The 18,664-nt window shown below is 63.1% G+C and carries 16 protein-coding genes; 5 read left to right on the forward strand and 11 right to left on the reverse strand.

The genetic code is table 11. The features are described from left to right. Nucleotides 1–5 precede the first annotated feature (5 nt). The gene (locus tag ACZY0Q_RS06005) at nucleotides 6–863 is read left to right on the forward strand and encodes a transglycosylase SLT domain-containing protein (RefSeq protein ID WP_463915264.1); all 858 of its coding nucleotides are present in this window, start codon (nucleotides 6–8) and stop codon (nucleotides 861–863) included. Nucleotides 864–917: 54 nt separating this feature from the next. Here ACZY0Q_RS06005 and ACZY0Q_RS06010 read toward each other — a convergent pair whose 3' ends face one another. Both ACZY0Q_RS06010 and ACZY0Q_RS06015 read right to left on the reverse strand, forming a co-directional pair. Next, nucleotides 918–1,529, reverse strand: a complete 612-nt coding sequence (locus ACZY0Q_RS06010) for a hypothetical protein (RefSeq protein WP_463915265.1) — start codon at nucleotides 1,527–1,529, stop codon at nucleotides 918–920. Between the two features lie 94 nt (nucleotides 1,530–1,623). Further along, nucleotides 1,624–2,235 carry a TetR/AcrR family transcriptional regulator gene (locus ACZY0Q_RS06015; RefSeq protein ID WP_463915266.1) on the reverse strand — a complete coding sequence of 204 codons (612 nt, stop codon included), beginning with the start codon at nucleotides 2,233–2,235 and terminating at the stop codon, nucleotides 1,624–1,626. Between the two features lie 65 nt (nucleotides 2,236–2,300). Between ACZY0Q_RS06015 and galE the strand changes: the two genes are divergently transcribed. Next, nucleotides 2,301–3,314: a UDP-glucose 4-epimerase GalE gene (galE, locus tag ACZY0Q_RS06020; RefSeq protein WP_463915267.1), complete on the forward strand. Its 1,014-nt coding sequence runs from the start codon at nucleotides 2,301–2,303 to the stop codon at nucleotides 3,312–3,314. 139 nt (nucleotides 3,315–3,453) lie between these two features. Here the strand turns inward: galE and ACZY0Q_RS06025 are convergent, their stop codons facing one another. The 3 genes from ACZY0Q_RS06025 to fdxA form a co-directional block, all read right to left on the reverse strand. Then, a complete protein-coding gene (locus ACZY0Q_RS06025; protein WP_160672493.1) occupies nucleotides 3,454–4,737 on the reverse strand; it encodes a citrate synthase in 1,284 nt (427 codons plus the stop codon). Between the two features lie 229 nt (nucleotides 4,738–4,966). Beyond that, a complete protein-coding gene (dapC, locus tag ACZY0Q_RS06030; RefSeq protein ID WP_463915268.1) occupies nucleotides 4,967–6,115 on the reverse strand; it encodes a succinyldiaminopimelate transaminase in 1,149 nt (382 codons plus the stop codon). 13 nt (nucleotides 6,116–6,128) lie between these two features. Continuing rightward, complete coding sequence (gene fdxA / locus ACZY0Q_RS06035) at nucleotides 6,129–6,455, reverse strand: ferredoxin (RefSeq protein ID WP_056344030.1); 327 nt, start codon at nucleotides 6,453–6,455, stop codon at nucleotides 6,129–6,131. Between the two features lie 134 nt (nucleotides 6,456–6,589). Between fdxA and ACZY0Q_RS06040 the strand changes: the two genes are divergently transcribed. Then, entirely contained in the window at nucleotides 6,590–6,835 is a 246-nt protein-coding gene (locus tag ACZY0Q_RS06040; protein WP_463915269.1) for a putative acetyltransferase, read from the forward strand. A gap of 87 nt (nucleotides 6,836–6,922) precedes the next feature. Here ACZY0Q_RS06040 and typA read toward each other — a convergent pair whose 3' ends face one another. Continuing rightward, nucleotides 6,923–8,851: a translational GTPase TypA gene (typA, locus tag ACZY0Q_RS06045; protein ID WP_463915270.1), complete on the reverse strand. Its 1,929-nt coding sequence runs from the start codon at nucleotides 8,849–8,851 to the stop codon at nucleotides 6,923–6,925. A gap of 270 nt (nucleotides 8,852–9,121) precedes the next feature. On the opposite strand from typA, the gene ACZY0Q_RS06050 reads away from it, so the two are divergent. After that, complete coding sequence (locus ACZY0Q_RS06050; protein ID WP_463915271.1) at nucleotides 9,122–9,976, forward strand: SGNH/GDSL hydrolase family protein; 855 nt, start codon at nucleotides 9,122–9,124, stop codon at nucleotides 9,974–9,976. Between the two features lie 106 nt (nucleotides 9,977–10,082). Here ACZY0Q_RS06050 and ACZY0Q_RS06055 read toward each other — a convergent pair whose 3' ends face one another. The 5 genes from ACZY0Q_RS06055 to ACZY0Q_RS06075 all read right to left on the reverse strand — a co-directional run bounded on the left by ACZY0Q_RS06055 (nucleotide 10,083) and on the right by ACZY0Q_RS06075 (nucleotide 17,514). Then, nucleotides 10,083–11,786: a dipeptide ABC transporter ATP-binding protein gene (locus ACZY0Q_RS06055; protein ID WP_463915272.1), complete on the reverse strand. Its 1,704-nt coding sequence runs from the start codon at nucleotides 11,784–11,786 to the stop codon at nucleotides 10,083–10,085. A gap of 11 nt (nucleotides 11,787–11,797) precedes the next feature. Further along, nucleotides 11,798–12,742: an ABC transporter permease gene (locus ACZY0Q_RS06060; protein WP_463915273.1), complete on the reverse strand. Its 945-nt coding sequence runs from the start codon at nucleotides 12,740–12,742 to the stop codon at nucleotides 11,798–11,800. Next, nucleotides 12,732–13,661, reverse strand: a complete 930-nt coding sequence (locus tag ACZY0Q_RS06065; RefSeq protein ID WP_463915274.1) for an ABC transporter permease — start codon at nucleotides 13,659–13,661, stop codon at nucleotides 12,732–12,734. Before ACZY0Q_RS06065 ends, ACZY0Q_RS06060 begins: the two co-directional genes overlap by 11 nt. A gap of 125 nt (nucleotides 13,662–13,786) precedes the next feature. After that, nucleotides 13,787–15,472: a peptide ABC transporter substrate-binding protein gene (locus ACZY0Q_RS06070; protein ID WP_463915275.1), complete on the reverse strand. Its 1,686-nt coding sequence runs from the start codon at nucleotides 15,470–15,472 to the stop codon at nucleotides 13,787–13,789. A 278-nt stretch (nucleotides 15,473–15,750) separates the two neighbouring features. After that, nucleotides 15,751–17,514, reverse strand: a complete 1,764-nt coding sequence (locus tag ACZY0Q_RS06075) for an ABC transporter family substrate-binding protein (protein WP_463915276.1) — start codon at nucleotides 17,512–17,514, stop codon at nucleotides 15,751–15,753. Nucleotides 17,515–17,614: 100 nt separating this feature from the next. Between ACZY0Q_RS06075 and ACZY0Q_RS06080 the strand changes: the two genes are divergently transcribed. Continuing rightward, nucleotides 17,615–18,661 (forward strand): LLM class flavin-dependent oxidoreductase, encoded by a 1,047-nt coding sequence (locus ACZY0Q_RS06080; RefSeq protein WP_463915277.1) that lies wholly within the window; start codon nucleotides 17,615–17,617, stop codon nucleotides 18,659–18,661. Nucleotides 18,662–18,664 lie beyond the last annotated feature (3 nt).

Here is an 18,664-nt window from a genome sequence, read left to right on the forward strand (position 1 = left end):
TGTCGGTGGCACCTGGCCGCAGTTTAATTCGCCCCACCGTGCTGCTGCTTACCCTGGCGCTGGCGGGCGCCGGCGTCTACACGGCAGTTACCTTCCTGCAGCGCTCCGAAACCCTGGTCTCGGAGCGCTGCACGGCCGACGCCGGGACCCAGAGCGCCGAGCTTGCACCGGACCAGGCGGTTAATGCCTCACTGATCACAGCGGTGGCGGTGCAACGTGGGCTGCCTCCCCGAGCAGCCAGCATCGCTCTTGCCACCGCCATGCAGGAATCCAAGCTGCGAAACATCGGCCATGGCGACCAGGCAGGCCCGGACTCCCGCGGACTCTTCCAGCAACGTCCCTCGCAAGGGTGGGGAACCGAAGCCCAGGTCATGGACCCGTATTTTGCTGCCAATGCTTTTTACGATGCCCTGGTCAAGATTCCTGGCTATGAGTCCATGGAAATTACCGACGCCGCCCAGCGTGTCCAGCGCTCGGCCTATCCGCTCGCCTACGCACAACATGAAGACATGGGCCGCTCCTTCGCGTCCGGCCTGACCGGCCAGACGCCCGCCTCCGTGCTGTGCACCTTGCGCGCGCCGGAGGAACCGGGCATACCCGCCGCCGTAGAGTCCGAGCTCGCCCAGGCGTACGGGCCGCTCGCGATCACCACGGAAATTGAATCCCTCGTGGTGGAGGCTGACGGCACCCAGGCATGGTCCGTGGCCCATTGGGCAGTTGCCAACGCCAAGTCCCTGGCGGTGACGCGTGTGGACGTTGCAGGCCGCAGCTGGGACCGTGAGGGTCAGGACGGCTGGCGGGAATCTGACGCGCCGGCCGGCCAGGTTCGGATTACTGTGGCACCGGCGGGCACCGGCAGCTGACTGGCCGGTTACCGATGCCCAGGTGCTGAGTACCTCGGTGCTGACCGCGCAGCCTCAGACCAGGATGTCCACCACGGGCTGGACGTAACTGCGGAAGAGCTCCGGTGCGGACATGAGGTTATGGCTCATGATGATCTTGTCCGGCTCCAGATACCACGCCCGCTGTTCGTTGAGCGGAAGTTCGATGATGGTGAGGGTGAAGTCCCGTGACCCCCGGCCTACCTCCAGCAGGCGGTCATCCACCATGTCGCCGAGCAGCTGGTCCGAACCGCTGGCCACGCGTTCGGCTTCCAGCCTGACGTACTCGCTGCGGCGCTCCCGCGCCCAGGTCAGGGCAGACCCGAAATGCGCCTGCAGGACACGCTGGAGGGCGGGGGAATTTCCGAATTCCGCAAAATCCGGAGGGGACAGCTCCGGCGAGGTCTGGGGGTGTGCCTTCAGCAGCTGCTCCCACCAAGCTTCCCATTCGGTTTTGAGCGCGCTCTGCCCGCCGACGTCGGCGGTGAGGTGCGAGTGGTCTGCATGGCGGATCTTCGGCGCGGCGTGCGACAACGCGGGGTGGCCTGCGCCATCGAGTCCTGCCGCATCACGGACAAAGAGCGCGATCATCAGAGGCCCGGACGTATCCGTAGTGATCTGCCAGCCGGAACCACCTGTGTGATGCATCCCTACTCCTCCTGTGGCCTGCCTGTACCGGCCTGACCAGCCGGTTCTGCTTCCCCGGCTCCCAGTCTATTCCCCATGCCACCGGACGGTAATGTCAGGCGGCCAGGCTCCTGAGGTGTCGGTCCAGGACATCATGGCACATCTGTGCCGTCATCCAGGCGGGCTGCAGGAGGGCGTGCATGCACAGCCCGTCCAGCGTCGCCAGCAGCCTCTCTGCCTCGACCGCCAGCGATTGCTGCCCGTCGCCGTCGTCCGGCACGAGTGCCGTGATGACCTGCCCGACCACGGCCGCCACCTCCCGGTGGCTCCGATCAGCCTCAGCCGCGAGGAAGGGACGGATCCTGGCGGCGTTTTTGAAGGCCATCCATACACAGGCGTCCACGGCCCGTTCCTCGTCGAGCGGAAGAAATTCACTCAACAGAGTTAAAACCGCCTCACGATGCGGGCCGGTCCCGGGTTCGCTGGCGGCCATCGCCGGCAACGCTGCGGTTAGCCGGCCCGTGATCCGGTCCACAACTGCGGCAAAGGAATGGCTAAGCAGTTCTTCGCTGCCGGCAAAGTAGTGCCGGACGGAGCCCACAGCGAGGCCAGCTTCGTCTGCCACCTCCCGCAGTGACGCACGCTCGAGGCCGTCGACGGCGATGATCCTGAAGACCGCGTCAACGATCTCTGCACGCCGGGCCTCGGCATCTACAATTTTGGGCACCTCTATTATTTAGCACACCCGTGCTTAAAACCACGCATCTGCGGAATTGGGATAGCGTAGGGGGCATGAAAATTCTGGTCACAGGTGGCACCGGGTACATCGGTTCGCACACAGTTTTGTCCCTGCAGGAAGCCGGCCACGATGTGGTGGTGATCGATAACCTGGTGAACTCCAGCGAGGAGTCCCTGCGCCGGGTAGCCGAACTCAGCGGCAAGACCGCGGAATTCCACAACGTGGACCTGGTGGACGAAGCCGCAGTGGAAGGCGTTTTTGCCGCCCACACGATCGACGCCGTGATCCACTTTGCCGGGCTCAAGGCCGTGGGCGAGTCGGTCCGCGAACCGCTCAAGTACTACTACAACAACCTTGTGGGCACGCTGAACCTCATCCGGGTCATGGACCGCCACGACGTCCGCTCCATCGTCTTCAGCTCGTCCGCCACCGTCTACGGCGAGCACAATCCCATCCCCTACGTGGAAAAGATGGAGATCGGCGCCAACAACCCCTACGGCCGCACCAAGGAACAGATCGAGGACATCCTCGCCGACCTGGGCGCCGCCGACAGCCGCTGGCACATAGCCCTGCTGCGCTACTTCAACCCCGTGGGCGCGCACCCGTCAGGCCGCATCGGCGAGGATCCCCAGGGCATCCCCAACAACCTGGTGCCCTTCATCGCCCAGGTGGCCGTGGGACGCCGCGACAAGCTCATGGTGTTCGGCGGCGACTACGACACCCCCGACGGCACCTGCCTGCGGGACTACATCCACGTCGTCGATCTCGCCGAAGGCCACGTGGCCGCGCTCAACCACGTTGCGGACCGCGCCGGCGTCTACCGCTGGAACCTGGGCTCCGGGAAGGGATCCTCGGTCCTGGAGGTCCTGCGGTCCTTCGAGAAGGCCGTGGGCCAGTCCATCCCCTACGAGGTCACCGGACGCCGTGCGGGTGACCTCCCCGCCTTCTGGGCCGACGCCACCTCCGCCCTGGCCGATCTCAGCTGGTCCACCACCAAGACCGTGGACCAGATGTGCGAGGACCACTGGCGCTGGCAGAAGAACAACCCCCTCGGCTACACGTCATAAACAGCAACGCGGGGTCACTCAATGCCCGATTCGAGGGGGACATCGGGCATCAAATGACCCAGCGTTGCTTTCATTGGTGAAGAAAACAAAAGCGGCCGGTCACCTTCGTGGAGAAGGTGACCGGCCGCCGTCGTACTAGCTAGCGGACCGGGTAGTCGCGCTCGGGCTCGCCGATGTACAGCTGGCGCGGGCGGCCGATCTTGGTGTTCGGGTCGCTGATCATTTCACGCCACTGGGCGATCCAGCCCGGCAGCCGGCCGATCGCGAACAGCACGGTGAACATCTTCTCCGGGAAGCCCATGGCCTTGTAGATCAGGCCGGTGTAGAAGTCCACGTTCGGGTAGAGCTTGCGCTGGATGAAGTAGTCATCGTTCAGCGCCTTCTCTTCGAGGCGCATGGCGATCTCGAGGAGTTCGTCGTTGCCGCCGAGCTTGGTGAGGATCTCGTGGGCAGTGGCCTTGACGATCTTGGCGCGCGGATCGTAGTTCTTGTAGACGCGGTGTCCGAAGCCCATCAGGCGGACGCCGTCTTCCTTGTTCTTGACCTTCTCCATGTAGTCCTCCGGCTTGGTGCCGTCGGCCTGGATCTGGCGGAGCATCTTCAGCACTGCCTCGTTGGCACCGCCGTGGGCCGGGCCGAAGAGGGCGTTGATGCCGGCCGACACGGAGGCGAAGAGGTTGGCGTTGGAGGAGCCAACCAGCCGCACCGTGGACGTCGAGCAGTTCTGCTCGTGGTCGGCGTGCAGGATGAGGAGAAGGTCCAGCGCCTTGGCGATGACCGGGTCCACTTCATACTGCTCGGCCGGCAGGCCGAAGCTCAGGCGGAGGAAGTTCTCCACGAGATTGTGCGAGTTGTCCGGGTAGAGCATGGGCTGGCCGATGCTCTTCTTCAGGGCGTAGGCGGCGATGACCGGCATCTTGGCCAGCAGGCGGTACGTGGAGACCTCTACCTGCTCAGCGTTGAACGGATCCAGCGAGTCCTGGTAGAACGTGGACAGCGCCGACACGGCCGAAGAGAGCACAGGCATCGGGTGAGCATCACGCGGGAAGCCGCTGAAGAAGCCCTTGAGCTCTTCGTGCAGCAGCGTGTGGTGACGGATCCGCTGGTCGAAGGCTTCCAGTTCCGTGGGGCTGGGCAGGTTGCCGTAGATCAACAGGTAGGACACCTCGAGGAAGCTGGAATGCTGCGCCAGCTGTTCGATGGGGTACCCGCGGTAACGCAGGATGCCGGCATCGCCGTCGATGTAGGTAATTGCGGACGTGGTTGCTGCGGTGTTCATGAAGCCGGGGTCAAAGGTGACTGCGCCCGTCTGCTTGAGCAGCTTGGAAACGTCGTAGCCTTCGTTTCCTTCAACAACCTGGATGCGCGGGAGCTTGAGCTCGCCTCCTGCATGGTGCAGGGTTGCGCTGTTGGTCTCAGTCATGGAGTCCCCTTCATGAGGCGCGTGGGCCTCTGTCGAAAGCTTGATCCAACATCCGGTGAGCCGTGGCACTGACCCTGTTCATCCAGGAATCCAACACCCGGGCTGCCTTCTTGTAGAAAGCCACCATTGATAGTCACTTAAAAAGTACCGCCCGATTGCGGGTGTCACTAATCGGAGGCGTGGGAAACCCCCGTAAAATGCCGTCTTTGTGGCGCGAGTCACATGATTGTTACGGCGTCGTGGCCAGTCTTGCCACAGCAGCGTCGATCCGTTCGTCCGTGCCCGTCAATGCGACCCGCACAAACCCGTTGCCGGCCTCACCGTAAAAGACGCCCGGCCCCACCACAATGCCACGCTCAGCCAGCCGCGCCACAGTGTCCCAGGTGCTCTCCCCGGCGGTGGACCAAAGGTACAGTCCGGCGTCGGAATCCTTGATCTCCAGCCCGAAGCCCCGCAGAGCCGGCACCAGGCGCTCCCGGCGTCCGCGGTACAGGTCCTTCTGGGCCTGCACATGAGTGTCATCGCCCAATGCGACCCGCATTGCTTCCTGCACGGGGTACGGGACGATCATGCCTGCATGCTTACGGCTGTTGACGAGGTTGGCCATGATGGCCGGGTCACCCGCCACAAACGCCGCACGGTAGCCTGCCACATTGGACTGCTTACTCAGCGAGTACACGGCCAGCAGGCCCTCATGGGACCCGCCGGAAACGCGCGGGTCCAGGATGCTGGGCACGGGCTCGCCGCCTCGCTGCGCGTCCCAGGCGCCCCACCCGAGTTCGGCGTAGCACTCGTCCGACGCCACCACGGCCCCCACGTCGCGGGCTTGCGCGACGATATCTTTGAGGGACTCAACGTCCCTGACGCTTCCGGTGGGGTTGCCCGGAGAGTTTACCCAGATCAGCCGCACGCGGGAGCGGGTGGCCTGGTCCAACTCATCGAGGTTGTCGGTAGCCACAGAGGTGACGCCGGCGAAAGTAGCCCCGATGTCATAGGTGGGGTAGGCAACCTTGGGACGGACGACGACGTCGCCCGGCTTCAGCCCGAGCAGGAGCGGCAGCCACGCCACCAGTTCCTTGGAGCCCACGGTGGGCATAACGTTCTTAGGGTCCAGGCCGGGGACGCCGCGACGGCGCTCAAACCACGCCGCAATGGCTTCCCTCAACGGAACCGTGCCGTGGACCGTGGGGTATCCCGGGGCGTCCGCGGCGGCCTTGAGTGCATCTTGGATCAGTGCCGGAGTGGGGTCGACGGGCGTGCCGATCGACAGGTTCACGGCCCCGCCGGGGTGCTCGGAGGCTTTGGCGAGGTACGGAGCCAGGGCCTCCCAGGGGTAGTCGGGCAGGCTCAGGCCAAAGCTGTTCACGGCTGCGGTCAACGCGGTGCCCGGCTCAGTGGTCTTGGTTCTGAAGCGGCAGGGCGGCGATCATCGGGTGATCCTTGCCTGTGTTGCCCACCTTGGCGGCGCCACCGGGCGAGCCCAGGTCATCGAAGAATTCGACGTTCGCCTTGTAGTAGTCAGCCCACTCTTCCGGGGTGTCATCCTCGTAGTAAATGGCCTCCACCGGGCAGACCGGTTCACAGGCACCACAGTCCACACACTCATCGGGGTGGATGTACAGGGAACGCTCACCCTCGTAGATGCAGTCAACGGGGCACTCCTCAATACATGCCTTGTCTTTGACATCTACACACGGCTGCGCGATTACGTACGTCACGTCCCTTGCCTCTCCACGATATTTCCCGGCAATGGCCGGCACTTGAATCCGGCACCTGCCGGACTGTTGACTTCTGAGCCTATTATCTCCCAGCCCATCCACGCGAACCTAGCCGGCCGCCTTAGTATGAACTGGTGAGTCCCGCCCAGCCTACGCCCCGAGAATTTCTGGCCAGCGCCCTGCCCGGAACACGGGTTGTAGTCCGTTACCGGATCGACGGTGGCCTGACCGACGCCCTGGGGCACCTAGTGGCAACTGACGACGGCGGCTGCACAGTCCGCACGCGGAAGGCCGACGTCGTAATCCCCCTGGACCTCGTGGTGGCTGCCAAGGAAGTCCCGCCGGCGCCCGAGCGGCGCCCCGCCCGCGTCCGCAACTGACTCTTTCCTGACACAAAAGAAACTGCCGGCACGATGGCGGGTTTCCCGCCTGCCGTACCGGCAGCTTCAGTGGCGTGCTATTTAGGACTAGGCCTTGGCGCGTGCCCGTGTGGACTTGGCGCGGTCGCTGGCGTCCAGGATGAGCTTCCGGATGCGGATGGACTCCGGGGTCACCTCAACGCACTCGTCTTCGCGGGCGAATTCCAAGGATTCTTCCAGAGTCAGGTTGCGTGGCGGCGTCATGTTCTCGAAGGTGTCCGAGGACGCTGCACGCATGTTGGTGAGCTGCTTTTCCCTGGTGATGTTCACGTCCATGTCATCGGCGCGCGAGTTCTCGCCAACGATCATGCCTTCGTAAACCTCGGAGGTGGGCTGCACGAAGAATGACATGCGTTCCTGGAGCTTGATCATCGCGAACGGGGTGACCACGCCAGAGCGGTCGGCCACGATCGAACCGTTGGTGCGGTACTCGATGGGGCCGGCCCAGGGCTCGTAGCCCTCGGCGATGGAGGAAGCAATGCCGGCACCGCGGGTGTCGGTGAGGAACTTGGTGCGGAAGCCGATCAGGCCACGGGCCGGAACGATGAACTCCATGCGGCACCAGCCGGTGCCGTGGTTGGCCATGTTGGTCATGCGGCCCTTGCGGGCTGCCATCAGCTGGGTGACGGCACCGAGGTACTCTTCCGGCACGTCGATGGTCATGTGTTCCATCGGCTCGTGGATCTTGCCGTCGACGGTCTTGGTGACAACCTGCGGCTTGCCGACAGTCAGTTCGAAGCCTTCACGTCGCATCTGCTCAACCAGGATGGCCAGCGCCAGCTCGCCACGGCCCTGGACTTCCCAGGCGTCGGGACGCTCGGTGGGAAGAACCTTGATGGAGACGTTACCGATCAGTTCCTTGTCCAGGCGGTCCTTGACCTGGCGGGCCGTGACCTTCGCACCCTTGACCCGGCCGGCCAGCGGCGAGGTGTTGATACCGATGGTCATGGAGATCGCGGGATCGTCCACGGTGATCAGCGGCAGCGGCTGCGGGTTGTCAACATCAGTCAGGGTCTCACCAATGGTGATTTCCTCGATACCGGCAACGGCGACGATTTCGCCCGGACCTGCAGACTCGGTGGGAACACGGTCCAGCGCCTTGGTGGCCAGCAGTTCGGTGATCTTGACGTTCTTGAGCTCTCCGTTGGCGCGGGCCCAGGCAACGGTCTGGCCCTTGCGCAGGGTGCCGTTGTAGATGCGCAGCAACGCGAGGCGGCCCAGGAACGGGGAGGCGTCCAGGTTGGTCACGTGTGCCTGGAGGACACCGTTCGGGTTGTACGTCGGGGCCGGGATGTGCTCGATGATGGTCTTGAACAGCGGCTCAAGGTCCTCGTTGTCCGGAGCGGAGCCATCGGCGGGCTGGTCCAGGGACGCGCGGCCCACCCTCGCTGCTGCGTAGACAACCGGAACTTCAAGGATCTTGTCCAGGTCCAGGTCCGGAACTTCGTCGGCGAGGTCCGAGGCGAGGCCCAGGAGGAGGTCCATGGACTCGTGGACAACTTCCTCGATGCGGGCGTCGGGGCGGTCCGTCTTGTTGACGAGGAGGATAACCGGCAGGTGCGCGGCCAGGGCCTTGCGCAGCACGAAGCGGGTCTGGGGCAGCGGGCCCTCGGATGCGTCAACGAGGAGTACAACGCCGTCCACCATGGACAGGCCGCGCTCTACTTCGCCGCCGAAGTCGGCGTGGCCGGGGGTGTCAATGACGTTGATGGTGATGGTCTCACCGTTGGAGGACGGTCCGTTGTAGGCCACGGTGGTGTTCTTGGCCAGGATGGTGATGCCCTTTTCGCGCTCCAGGTCACCGGAGTCCATGACGCGGTCTTCGAGGTGGTTGTGTTCGGCAAAGGAGTTGGTCTGCTTGAGCATGGCGTCGACCAGAGTGGTCTTGCCGTGGTCAACGTGGGCCACGATCGCGACGTTGCGGAGGTCACTGCGTGATGCAGTGGCTACCGCGGTGTTGGTGGTGGTTTCAGACATGCGTGATTGCTCGATTCAGTGGTGAAGTCAGCTGTTGTATCGCGACATTTCCAACCGGAACGCACGACGGATTAGCCCAATAACACAGGGCTCCTTCCCTCATTCTAAACGCTGAGCCTATTGTTGGCCTAAAAATTTCGGATCAGCCCGGTTCGTCCGGTGGGGAATTTCGGCGCGCCACGCCTCAAAAAGTGACCAAGCTCACTGGATTTTTGTGACTTGATGCCACATCATTGCTGTGATAGCCACAGCAAGCCCGGAGAACCCCTGATGCGAAAAGCCTCGGCTCTGACCCGCTTTGTCGCATCTGGAATCGCGGTAGCCGCGCTCCTGGGCGGCTGCGGACAGGCCCCAGCAGCCACACCGGATTCTGGCGCGCCGTCCCCCGTTCAGGCAGCCGCGGCCGGCGCCTACCAGGCCGGCGGCGGGGATCCGATCGGCTTGCCTGCCGGCTCTGTGTACAGCAACCCGGCCAGCGGGCGTGACGAGGTGGTGGTGCCGGACATGCGCCACACCGCCCTCCTGATCGGCGACTCCCAATCCGAACCCGCTGACGGCTGGCCGCGTCTTGGGCTTGCCGCCGTTGGCTACAAGGTCCACTTCTGCGGGCTCGGCGGGACGGGATTTGTGGCGTCCAACGGCAAGACCGGCAACTACATCGACGCCCTGCAGCGCGGTGACTGGAAGCTGCCGTACGGGACGCCCGCGCTGATCGTCATCCAGGGCGGCGGCAACGACGCTGCCCGCGGTGCCACCGATGCCCAGATTGTGGCCAACGCCGACCGGCTGATCGCTGCACTGAAGGACCGCTATCCAGGCGCCAGGATGGCCATGATCGGCACCCTGGCCCGCGGCGCCAACTACGGCGGCGGGCGCAGGACCCAGGTGGACGCGTTGCTGGGCACGGTGGCCGCCCGGCACGGCTTACCTTTTGTAGGTGTGGGCGACTGGCTGTCCAAATACAACCTCTCGAAGAACCTGGCAGATGCGGTCCACATGGATGCCGCAGGGCGCCGGTCACTGGGCGGGCTGCTTGAAGCGAGGCTTCGGCAGCTAGGGTTCGAAGGCCCGGCACTGGACGGCACGGTCCCGGCAACAGCTTCCGCACACACCTCGGCGGACTGAACAGGTTCCCTACGGACTGAACGGAATCTTAACGGCGATGGAGCCGGTGCCCTGAGGCACCGGCTCCATCTTTAACCCGGGAGAGTGTCCTGGATACTGCCGCGGATCAGGCCACTTCGGGCGGAAGCATCAGCTTCGCACCGGGAATGGCGTTGAGCAGTGCCTTCGTGTACTCCTGCTGAGGGGACTCGAACACATCGTCCGTGGAACCGGTCTCCACCAGCTTGCCCTTTTCCATCACGCAGACGTGGTCGGCAATCTGCCGCACCACAGCCAGGTCATGGGTGATAAAGAGATAGGTCAGCCCCAAGTTGGCCTGCAGGTCCGCGAGCAGGTTGAGTACCTGCGCCTGGACCAGCACGTCCAGCGCGGACACGGCCTCGTCGCAGATGATTACCTCCGGATCCAGCGCCAGGGCACGGGCGATGGCGACACGTTGCCGCTGCCCGCCGGAGAGTTCGTTCGGGTACCGCTGCATGGCGGACTGCGGCAATGCCACCTGGTCCAGCAGTTCCCGGACCTTCTTCTCGCGGCTGGCCGCGTCACCAATCTTGTGGACGCGCAACGGCTCCTCGATAGTGCGGAAGATGTTGTACATCGGGTCCAACGAGCCGTAAGGATCCTGGAAGATGGGCTGCACGCGCCGCCTGAACTTGAACAACTCCCGTGTGCTCAGGCCTGATGTGTCCACGCCGTCGAACAGGATCTTGCCATCGGTGGGCTTTTCGAGCTGCAGCACCATCTTGGCGACGGTGGATTTGCCTGAGCCCGACTCCCCCACAATCGCCGTCGTGGTGCCGCGGCGCACTTCGAAGCTCACGCCGTCCACCGCCGCGAAGTCGGTGGACCCAAAGCCCTGGCGGAGCTTGTAGACCTTGCGCAGGTCCTGGATCTGCAGGACGTTGTCCGCGGCAGCTGCCTCCGCAGCTGGAGCCAGCAGGTCTGACGCTTCGAGGCCCTGCTCCTTGGCGACCTGGATCCTTCGGCTCGCCAGTGAAGGCGCAGATTCAACCAGCCGCTTGGTGTACGGGTGCTGCGGATTCTGGAGCAATGCCAGCGAAGGTCCGGCCTCCACCACCTGCCCCCGGTACATCACCACAACCTTGTCAGCCCGTTCTGCGGCCAGCCCCAGGTCATGGGTGATCAGCAGGACTGCTGTACCCAGGTCCGTGGTCATGGTGTCCAGGTGATCCAGAATCTGCCGCTGGACCGTGACGTCCAGTGCCGACGTCGGCTCATCCGCGATCAGCAGGCGCGGCTGGCAGGACAACCCGATGGCAATCAGGGCACGCTGGCGCATACCGCCGGAAAACTCATGCGGATACTGCTTGGCGCGCCGGTGGGCATCCGGCAGTCCCGCTTCGGACAGTACCTGGGCGACATCATCAGGGCCACTGGGCCTGCCGTTGGCGCGGAGGGTCTCCTTGACCTGATAACCGATCTTCCAGACCGGGTTCAGGTTGGACATGGGGTCCTGCGGGACCATACCGATCGTGTTGCCCCGCAGTTCGATCATCCGCTGCTCGGTTGCATGGGCGATGTCCTCGCCATCGAGCAGGATTTGCCCCGCGGAAACGCGGCCGTTGTTGGGCAATAGGCCGATAGCAGCGAGTGCCGTCGTCGACTTGCCTGAGCCCGACTCCCCCACGATTGCCACGGTTTCTCCCGGCATGATAGCCAGGTGCGCATTGCGGACTGCCTGGACTTCACCGCTGCCGGTGGTGAACGTGATGGCCAGATCGCGGATTTCCAGCAGTGGCTTCACTCCGGACGGCCCGGCCTCATCGATGTGGATTCCTGGAGTAATCATCTCTTTCTCTCTCATCGCTGCCGGCTCTTGGGATCGAGGGCGTCGCGTACCGCGTCGCCAAGCATAATAAAGCTCAACACGGTAATGGACAGCGCCGCCGCCGGAAAGAGCATGATTTCCGGCCTGGTTCGAATGGAAGCCTGCGCGCCGGCAATGTCATTACCCCAGGACATGATGCTCTGCGGCAGGCCGATTCCCAAGAAGGACAAAGTGGCTTCCGCCACGATAAAGACGCCCAACTCGAGGGTGGCAAGGACGATAATCGGTGCCAGTGCGTTAGGCAGAACGTGGCGGACCAGGGCGCTAAACTTTGAAACGCCCAGTGAACGGGCTGCCGTCACAAAGTCGGCATTGCGCACTTCAATGACCGCGCCGCGGGTGATGCGTGCCATCTGCGGCCAAGCCAGCAGGGAAATCACAAACACGACGCTCCAAACGCCCCTGTTTTCGCGGAAAAAGGGCAACTGGGTGATTACCAGTGCGCCAAGAATCAGTGGCAGCGCAAAGAAGATGTCGCCCAGGCGGGCAAGAACGGCATCGACCCAACCACCGTAGTAGCCCGCAAGGGCGCCAACGGTCACACCGATAACCAGGACGCAGAACACGGAGAGCAGACCCACTGAAAGCGAAGCCTGGGTTCCGTGGACGACGCGGGAATAGATGTCGCAGCCCTGGAAGGTGAAACCAAAGGGATGCCCGTCCGTGGGACCGCCTTCCGAGTTGGCCAGTACGCAGCCGTCGTTTGGAGCAACTGAGGAAAAGAGTCCCGGGAACAGCGCCACCACAGCAAGTGCCAGAATGAGCAGCGCCGAAATGATGAACAGCGGACGACGGCGAAGCTTGCGCCAGGCGTCCGCCCAAAGACTCAGGGGTGCCTGGTCGGTCTTGACAGCGTCAGTTGCCAGCAACGGGGTTTCGTCGATGGGCGCCACAAAGTGGCTGTTATTACTGGTCATAACGGATCCTCGGGTCAAGCCAGGCATACAGGAGATCAACGAGCAGGTTGGCCACCACGAAGACCAGCACCAGAACACTGACGATGGAGACGATGGTGGGGCCTTCGCTGCGGAGGACGGCTTGGTAGAGCTTGTTGCCGACGCCGGGGACATTGAAGATGCCCTCGGTCACGATCGCTCCGCCCATGAGACCGCCAAGGTTTGCGCCCAGGTACGTCACCACCGGAATCAACGAGTTACGCAGGATGTGTGCGATGACCACCCGAGGCCGTGACAGGCCTTTGGCGGTGGCAGTCCGCACGTAGTCGGCGTTCATGTTTTCGCTGACAGAGGCACGCGTCAGCCGGAGAACATAGGCGAACGACACCAGGCCCAGGACCACTGCCGGAAGCAGCAGGCTGCCCCAATCGGCGTTGGCGCCGACGGTGGGTTTCGCCCACCCGAGTTGTACGCCAAAGACGAGTTGGAAAACAAAACCCAGGACAAACGTGGGTACCGCGATGACAACCAGTGAAACTACCAGAATAGTGGAGTCAAACCAGCCGCCGCGGCGGAGGCCTGCGAAGACGCCGAAAGCTACGCCGAAGATTGCCTGGATTGCCAGTGCTTCAACGGCAAGCATTGCCGTCACTGGGAAGACCCGCGCCAAGCTTGCCGCGATGGGTTGGCCGGTGAAGTCGTTGCCGAGGTTGAACGTGAAGAGGTTCTGCAGGAAGAGCCCGTACTGGACCCAGAAGGGTTCGTCCAGGTGGTACTGGGTGCGCAGGGTGTCGATGACCGCCTGCGGGGGCTGGCGGTCTCCGAAGAGCGCCGCAATGGGATCGCCGGGAAGAGCGAAGACCATGTAGTAAACCAAAAGCGTGGTGCCGATGAAGACGGGGATCACCTGGAGGAGCCGTTTCAAGATAAAGCGGACCACCGGATCACCAGCCTTCCGGATGCGAAGAGAGGTGTTTCATTTGTGCCTTCCTGCCGTGCAGGACAATGGGGGCCCGGCTTTGTGCCGGACCCCCATTCGCCTGGCGGCAAGTTAGATCCTGGAGACTACTTGGCCGTGATGTTGTAGTAGAGGATTCCGCCATTCCAGCCGGTTTCGGCGTTCACAACATTTTCGCTCCACACAATCGGCTTTGTCTGGTCCCACAGGGGCAGACCCGGAAGGTCCTCGAACAGGATTTCCTGCGCCGCATTGAACTTGGCGTTTGCCTCGTCCGTGGTCGTGGCTGCAAGGCCTTCCTGGAGGAGCTTGTCGAATGCGGGGTTCGAGTACTTCTCGTAGTTGGAGGGCGCCCCGGTCGCCCAGACCGGTCCAAGGAAGTTGTAGAGCGACGGATAGTCACCCTGCCATCCTGAGCGGGTCAGACCCGGGAGGGTCGCGGACTTGCGCAGGTTCAGGACCTCAGCGAACTTGGCGAACGGCTGGATCTCGGCCTGAATACCAAGGTTGTTCTTGAAGCCGTTGGCCACGGCATCGATCCATTCCTTGTTGCCGCCATCGGTATTGGAGGCAATCTGCAAGGGCTTGGAGTTGTCGTACGGCTGGATCTTCTCAGCCTGCGCCCACAGGTCCTTGGCCTTGGCGGCGTCGAACGTGAGGACTTCGCTGCCTTTGAGGCCTTCCTTGAAACCGTCGATCACCGGCGGCGCGTAGGCCTTGGCCGGGGTGCGGGTGCCGTTGAAGACTACCTTGGCGATTTCCTCACGGTTGATGGCGTGGGAGAGGGCCTGGCGGCGCAGCTTTCCAGCTTCACCCTGGAAATTGGGGTTGTAACCCGGGATGTTCAGCGTGGAGTTCGAAGCAACTGCCTTTGTGGCGTTGCGGTCCTGGAAGTCGGTGGTGTACGTCTTCAGCGCATTGGACGGCAGCACATCGGTCACGTCCAGGTTGTTGGCCTGAAGATCCGTGTATGCGGGGCCCGGATCGGTGTAGAACTTGAAAGTCACGCCGCCGTTCTTCGACTCGCGGGGACCGCTGTAATCAGCGTTCTTCACGAGTGAGATCGACTGGTCATGTACCCAAGCGCCAGTCTTTTCCATCTTGTACGGCCCATTGCCGATCGGGTTTTCACCGAAGGCCGTCGGGTCTGCCAAGGCGATAGACGGCAGCGGGAAGAACGCTGAGTAACCGAGTCGGAGCGACCAGTCTGCCTCCGGCTGGGCAAGCTTGACCGTGATGGTTGAATCATCAGTTGCCGTGAGGCCGGACATGGTTTCGGCAGTGGGGGCGGGTGTGGACTTCTTCGTCCCATCGGCCGATGTCTCGGTGGTCACGGCCGAGACTTCTGAATATCCTTCGATGGACTCAAAGAAGAATCCGTTCTGCTGCAGACTCTTGGAGTTGGCTGCGAAGTTCCAGGAGTCTACGAATGTCTTGGCGGTGATTGCCTCGCCATTCGTGAACTTCTTGCCCTGTTTGACCTTGATGGTCCAGGTCTGTGCGTCGCTTGACTCGATGGACTCTGCCAGAGCCTCGACTGGCTTGCCGTCCGGGCCGTAGGTCCGGAGTCCTTCAAAGAGCAGCTCGACAACGCGGCCGCCGTAGACCTCACCGGTATTTGCCGGCAGCAACGGGTTCTGTGGTTCGTTGCTGTACGCGGTGATCACCTTGTTGGGATCGCCGGCCGACTGGCTGGCACCGTCATTGCTGCCGCCTCCAGCGCCGCAGCCGGTCAGGGCAAGGGCAGCGATCGCCACCATGCCGAGTGCTTTGGAAGTGCGCGTGAAACGCATTCCGCCTCCTATGAGTTGTGGGAGATATTCAGGGGAAATCTTTTGCTCCCCGGCAGGTCCGTCACAGGTTTTCACTGTGACGTGGCCTACATATACGAGTAGCCTAACCGCACAAAGTCCAAATACTGGTACTCCGTTGCCAAACCGTAACCAGTTAATCGCCAATAACTAGCCGGTACTCGGAAGTTGCGCAAGTCACATGCTACTCGCTGGTAAGGAATGCTGCGAATCGAGGACGGGGCCGGCTCCCACACCGGCGACACGCCCCCTAAAACAGCCTATTTCAGGCGCCACTCCCACACGTTCCACCAGACGCCCAACGGGCCGGAGCTGGGCTTGACACCCGTTACCCGGCTGCTGAAAGCCACAGTTCCGGTGGTCTGGTACAGCGGCAGGCCATAGGCGGTTTCCCAGACGCGTTTGTCGATGTCAGCCAAGAGTTCGTCCTGCTTCGCCAGATCCGTGGTGCCAGCCAGTTGCTCCATGGCTTTGTCTGCATCACCGTCGGAAAATCCGTTGAAGTTGCTGCCGCCACCGGTTTTGAAGATCTGCGGGACGCGACTGACGCCTACCCCGGGTCCGACAAAGCCGAGAATGGCGGCGTCGTAGCTGCCGCCACCGAGCGCTTTCGCCCAGTCCGAGCTGCCGAGGCCGGCGTCTTCAACCGTGAATCCGGCCAAGCGGGCGGAGTCGCGGATTAGGGAAAAAGCCCGCACCCGGTTCGGGTTGTCCCTGTTGTACAGGATGCGGACGGTAGGAGCCGCACCGCGCAATTGCGACTTCGCACCTTGGATATCCACGTCGGAGTATTCGGCCGAGCCGTTGTCCTTCACGGTGTCCGGATACTTGGGGTGGGCTGGCAGGAAGACCTGTGAGTCGAGGGGTTTCGCGTCGGCGACGAATCCGCCCACCACGTCATCCACGATCTCCTGCCGCGGAACGGTCTTCAGAAACGCCTCCCGGACGTCCTTGCCCGCGAACGGTCCCGAAAAGTTGAGATCGAGGTGGTCGTAACCGGACTGGCTGAAGCGCTGGACGGTATTGCCCTGCTCCACCAGGCCGTCGAAGAGGCTTTCGGTACCGGCAGAGGGCTGCGGGGCGATGATGTCCGCCTGGCCGCTCCTGAGCGCGGCGATGGCGGTGGAGGCGGCACCGGTGAACCGTACCGTGATGTCATCCAGATAGGGTTCGGCCCCCCAGACATAATCCCTGTTCCGGACCAGCCGTACCGAGGCGTCCGGAACGATGTCTCGGACAATGTAGGGGCCGCTTGAAAGGTACATGGCGGGATCATCAGGAAGGGACTTGGTGTCGAAGCCTGAGTTCCAGAAGTCGCTGACCCGCTTCAGCGGGGCGTTGACCGAGGGCTGTTTGGGGTCGCCCCGCGGCGAGTCCCGGATCAGGTCCACGAGATCGTCTTCGTCATTGAGGCCGCTTTTGGCGGCGACAACATGGGCGGGGAGCCCGACGTCGAACGCTACTTCCCAATCAGCGTACGGCGAGGCGTACTCCAGGGTGATGGAACGCCCGTCACTCCCGATCTCCGGGAGCGCAGTGACCCCCAGGCCGCTCTTGTCAGCCGCGGCCGAGAAGTACGTCGCACCGGTCCCCGCCTGTGGTTCGGCGTCGTCGAAGTAGCCCGAGCCGGCGGCCCAGGACAGGAGGAGGTCGCCGGCGTCGATGGCTTCGCCGTCGGACCATTTCACACCCTCATTGACGGTGTACTTCACCTTCAGCGGCTTGTCGGAGATCTTCTCGACCCGGCCGAATTTCTCGTTCCTGACCACCTTTTCGGTGTCATCCACGTAGAAGAACCCGGAATGGGTGATGTGGCCGATTTTGGTGTTGATGTCCGTGTTTCCGTCGGCGCTGAACGGGTTAAAGGACGTGAAGGCATTCACCTCGGCCACGGTGGCGCTGCCGCCACGGGTCGTCTCACCGACCACCACAGGCGGCGCGCCCCCGGAACCGGAGCACCCCGAGATAACCAGCGCCGCAGCGACGGCCCCGGTGATGACCTGAATCAGACGCCTCAGGGGCATGCCGTCTCCTTTGTTTTCCTTGAATTCTAGTGGTTCGGGGCGTGACCCAATGTCGGCTTACCATGAGGATCAGCCGTACACCAATCCCCGGAGGAAGCCCATGCCCCACTCTTCACGACCGTTACGCAAGCTTGGATTCCTCACTATTGGCCTCTTCGATCCGGCGGATCCGGCCGCGGGGCACGAATCGACGTTGCAGGTCATCGAACTGGGCGAGCGGCTTGGGTTCGACAGCGCCTGGCTGCGCCACCGCCATCTGCAGTTCGGAATCTCTTCCCCCATTGCGATCATGGCCGCCGTCAGCCAGCGCACCTCCCGGATTGAGCTTGGAACCGCAGTGACCCCGATGGGCTGGGAAAACCCATTGCGCCTGGCCGAGGACCTGGCCACAGTGGACCTCCTCGCGGGCGGACGCATCAATCCAGGCCTGAGCGTAGGCGAACCTATGAACTACGACACGGTGAAGCACGAGCTGTACCCGGATTCCGCCGAGCTGGAGGACTTCAGCTACGCCCGCGTGGATCGGCTTGCCCGATTGATCGCAGGGGAACCGGTCCGGGAATTTTCCGGCAAGCAGGGTGTGGTCGAGGAATTCTCCAACCGCGTCGAGCCGCACTCTCCCGGGCTTCGCGAACGACTTTGGTATGGGGCGGCAAGCAGGAAATCGGCCATCTGGTCCGGCGCAAACGGATTCAACCTGCTCTCCAGCAGTGTGATCTTCCCCGAGGCTGACCAGCAACCGTCATTCGCCGACATCCAGCAATCGCAGATCCGCGCCTACCGCGAGGCCGCCGCGACATCGTCCCAATCGCGCGGACCAGCCCGGGTCTCGCAGGGACTGGTAGTGATCCCGACCGATTCGGCTTCGGCGAAACAGCGGGAAAAGTACCAGCGTTACGTCGACGAACGAACTCCCCGCACCCGTGCGCCGCAAGGGCCGAAGAGAATGCTGTTCGCGCAGGATCTCATCGGCACCAGCGATCAGATTGCGGAACAACTGTACGCACACGCGGGCTTCCAGGAGGTCGACGAAGTGGCATTCGCGCTGCCCTTCAGCTTCGACCATGAGGACTACGTCCAGATCCTCACCGACATCGCCACTACATTGGGTCCCGCCCTGGGCTGGACCCCGGCGAGCGGCGAGTAAGCC

The organism is Pseudarthrobacter lactosi (assembly GCF_055412785.1).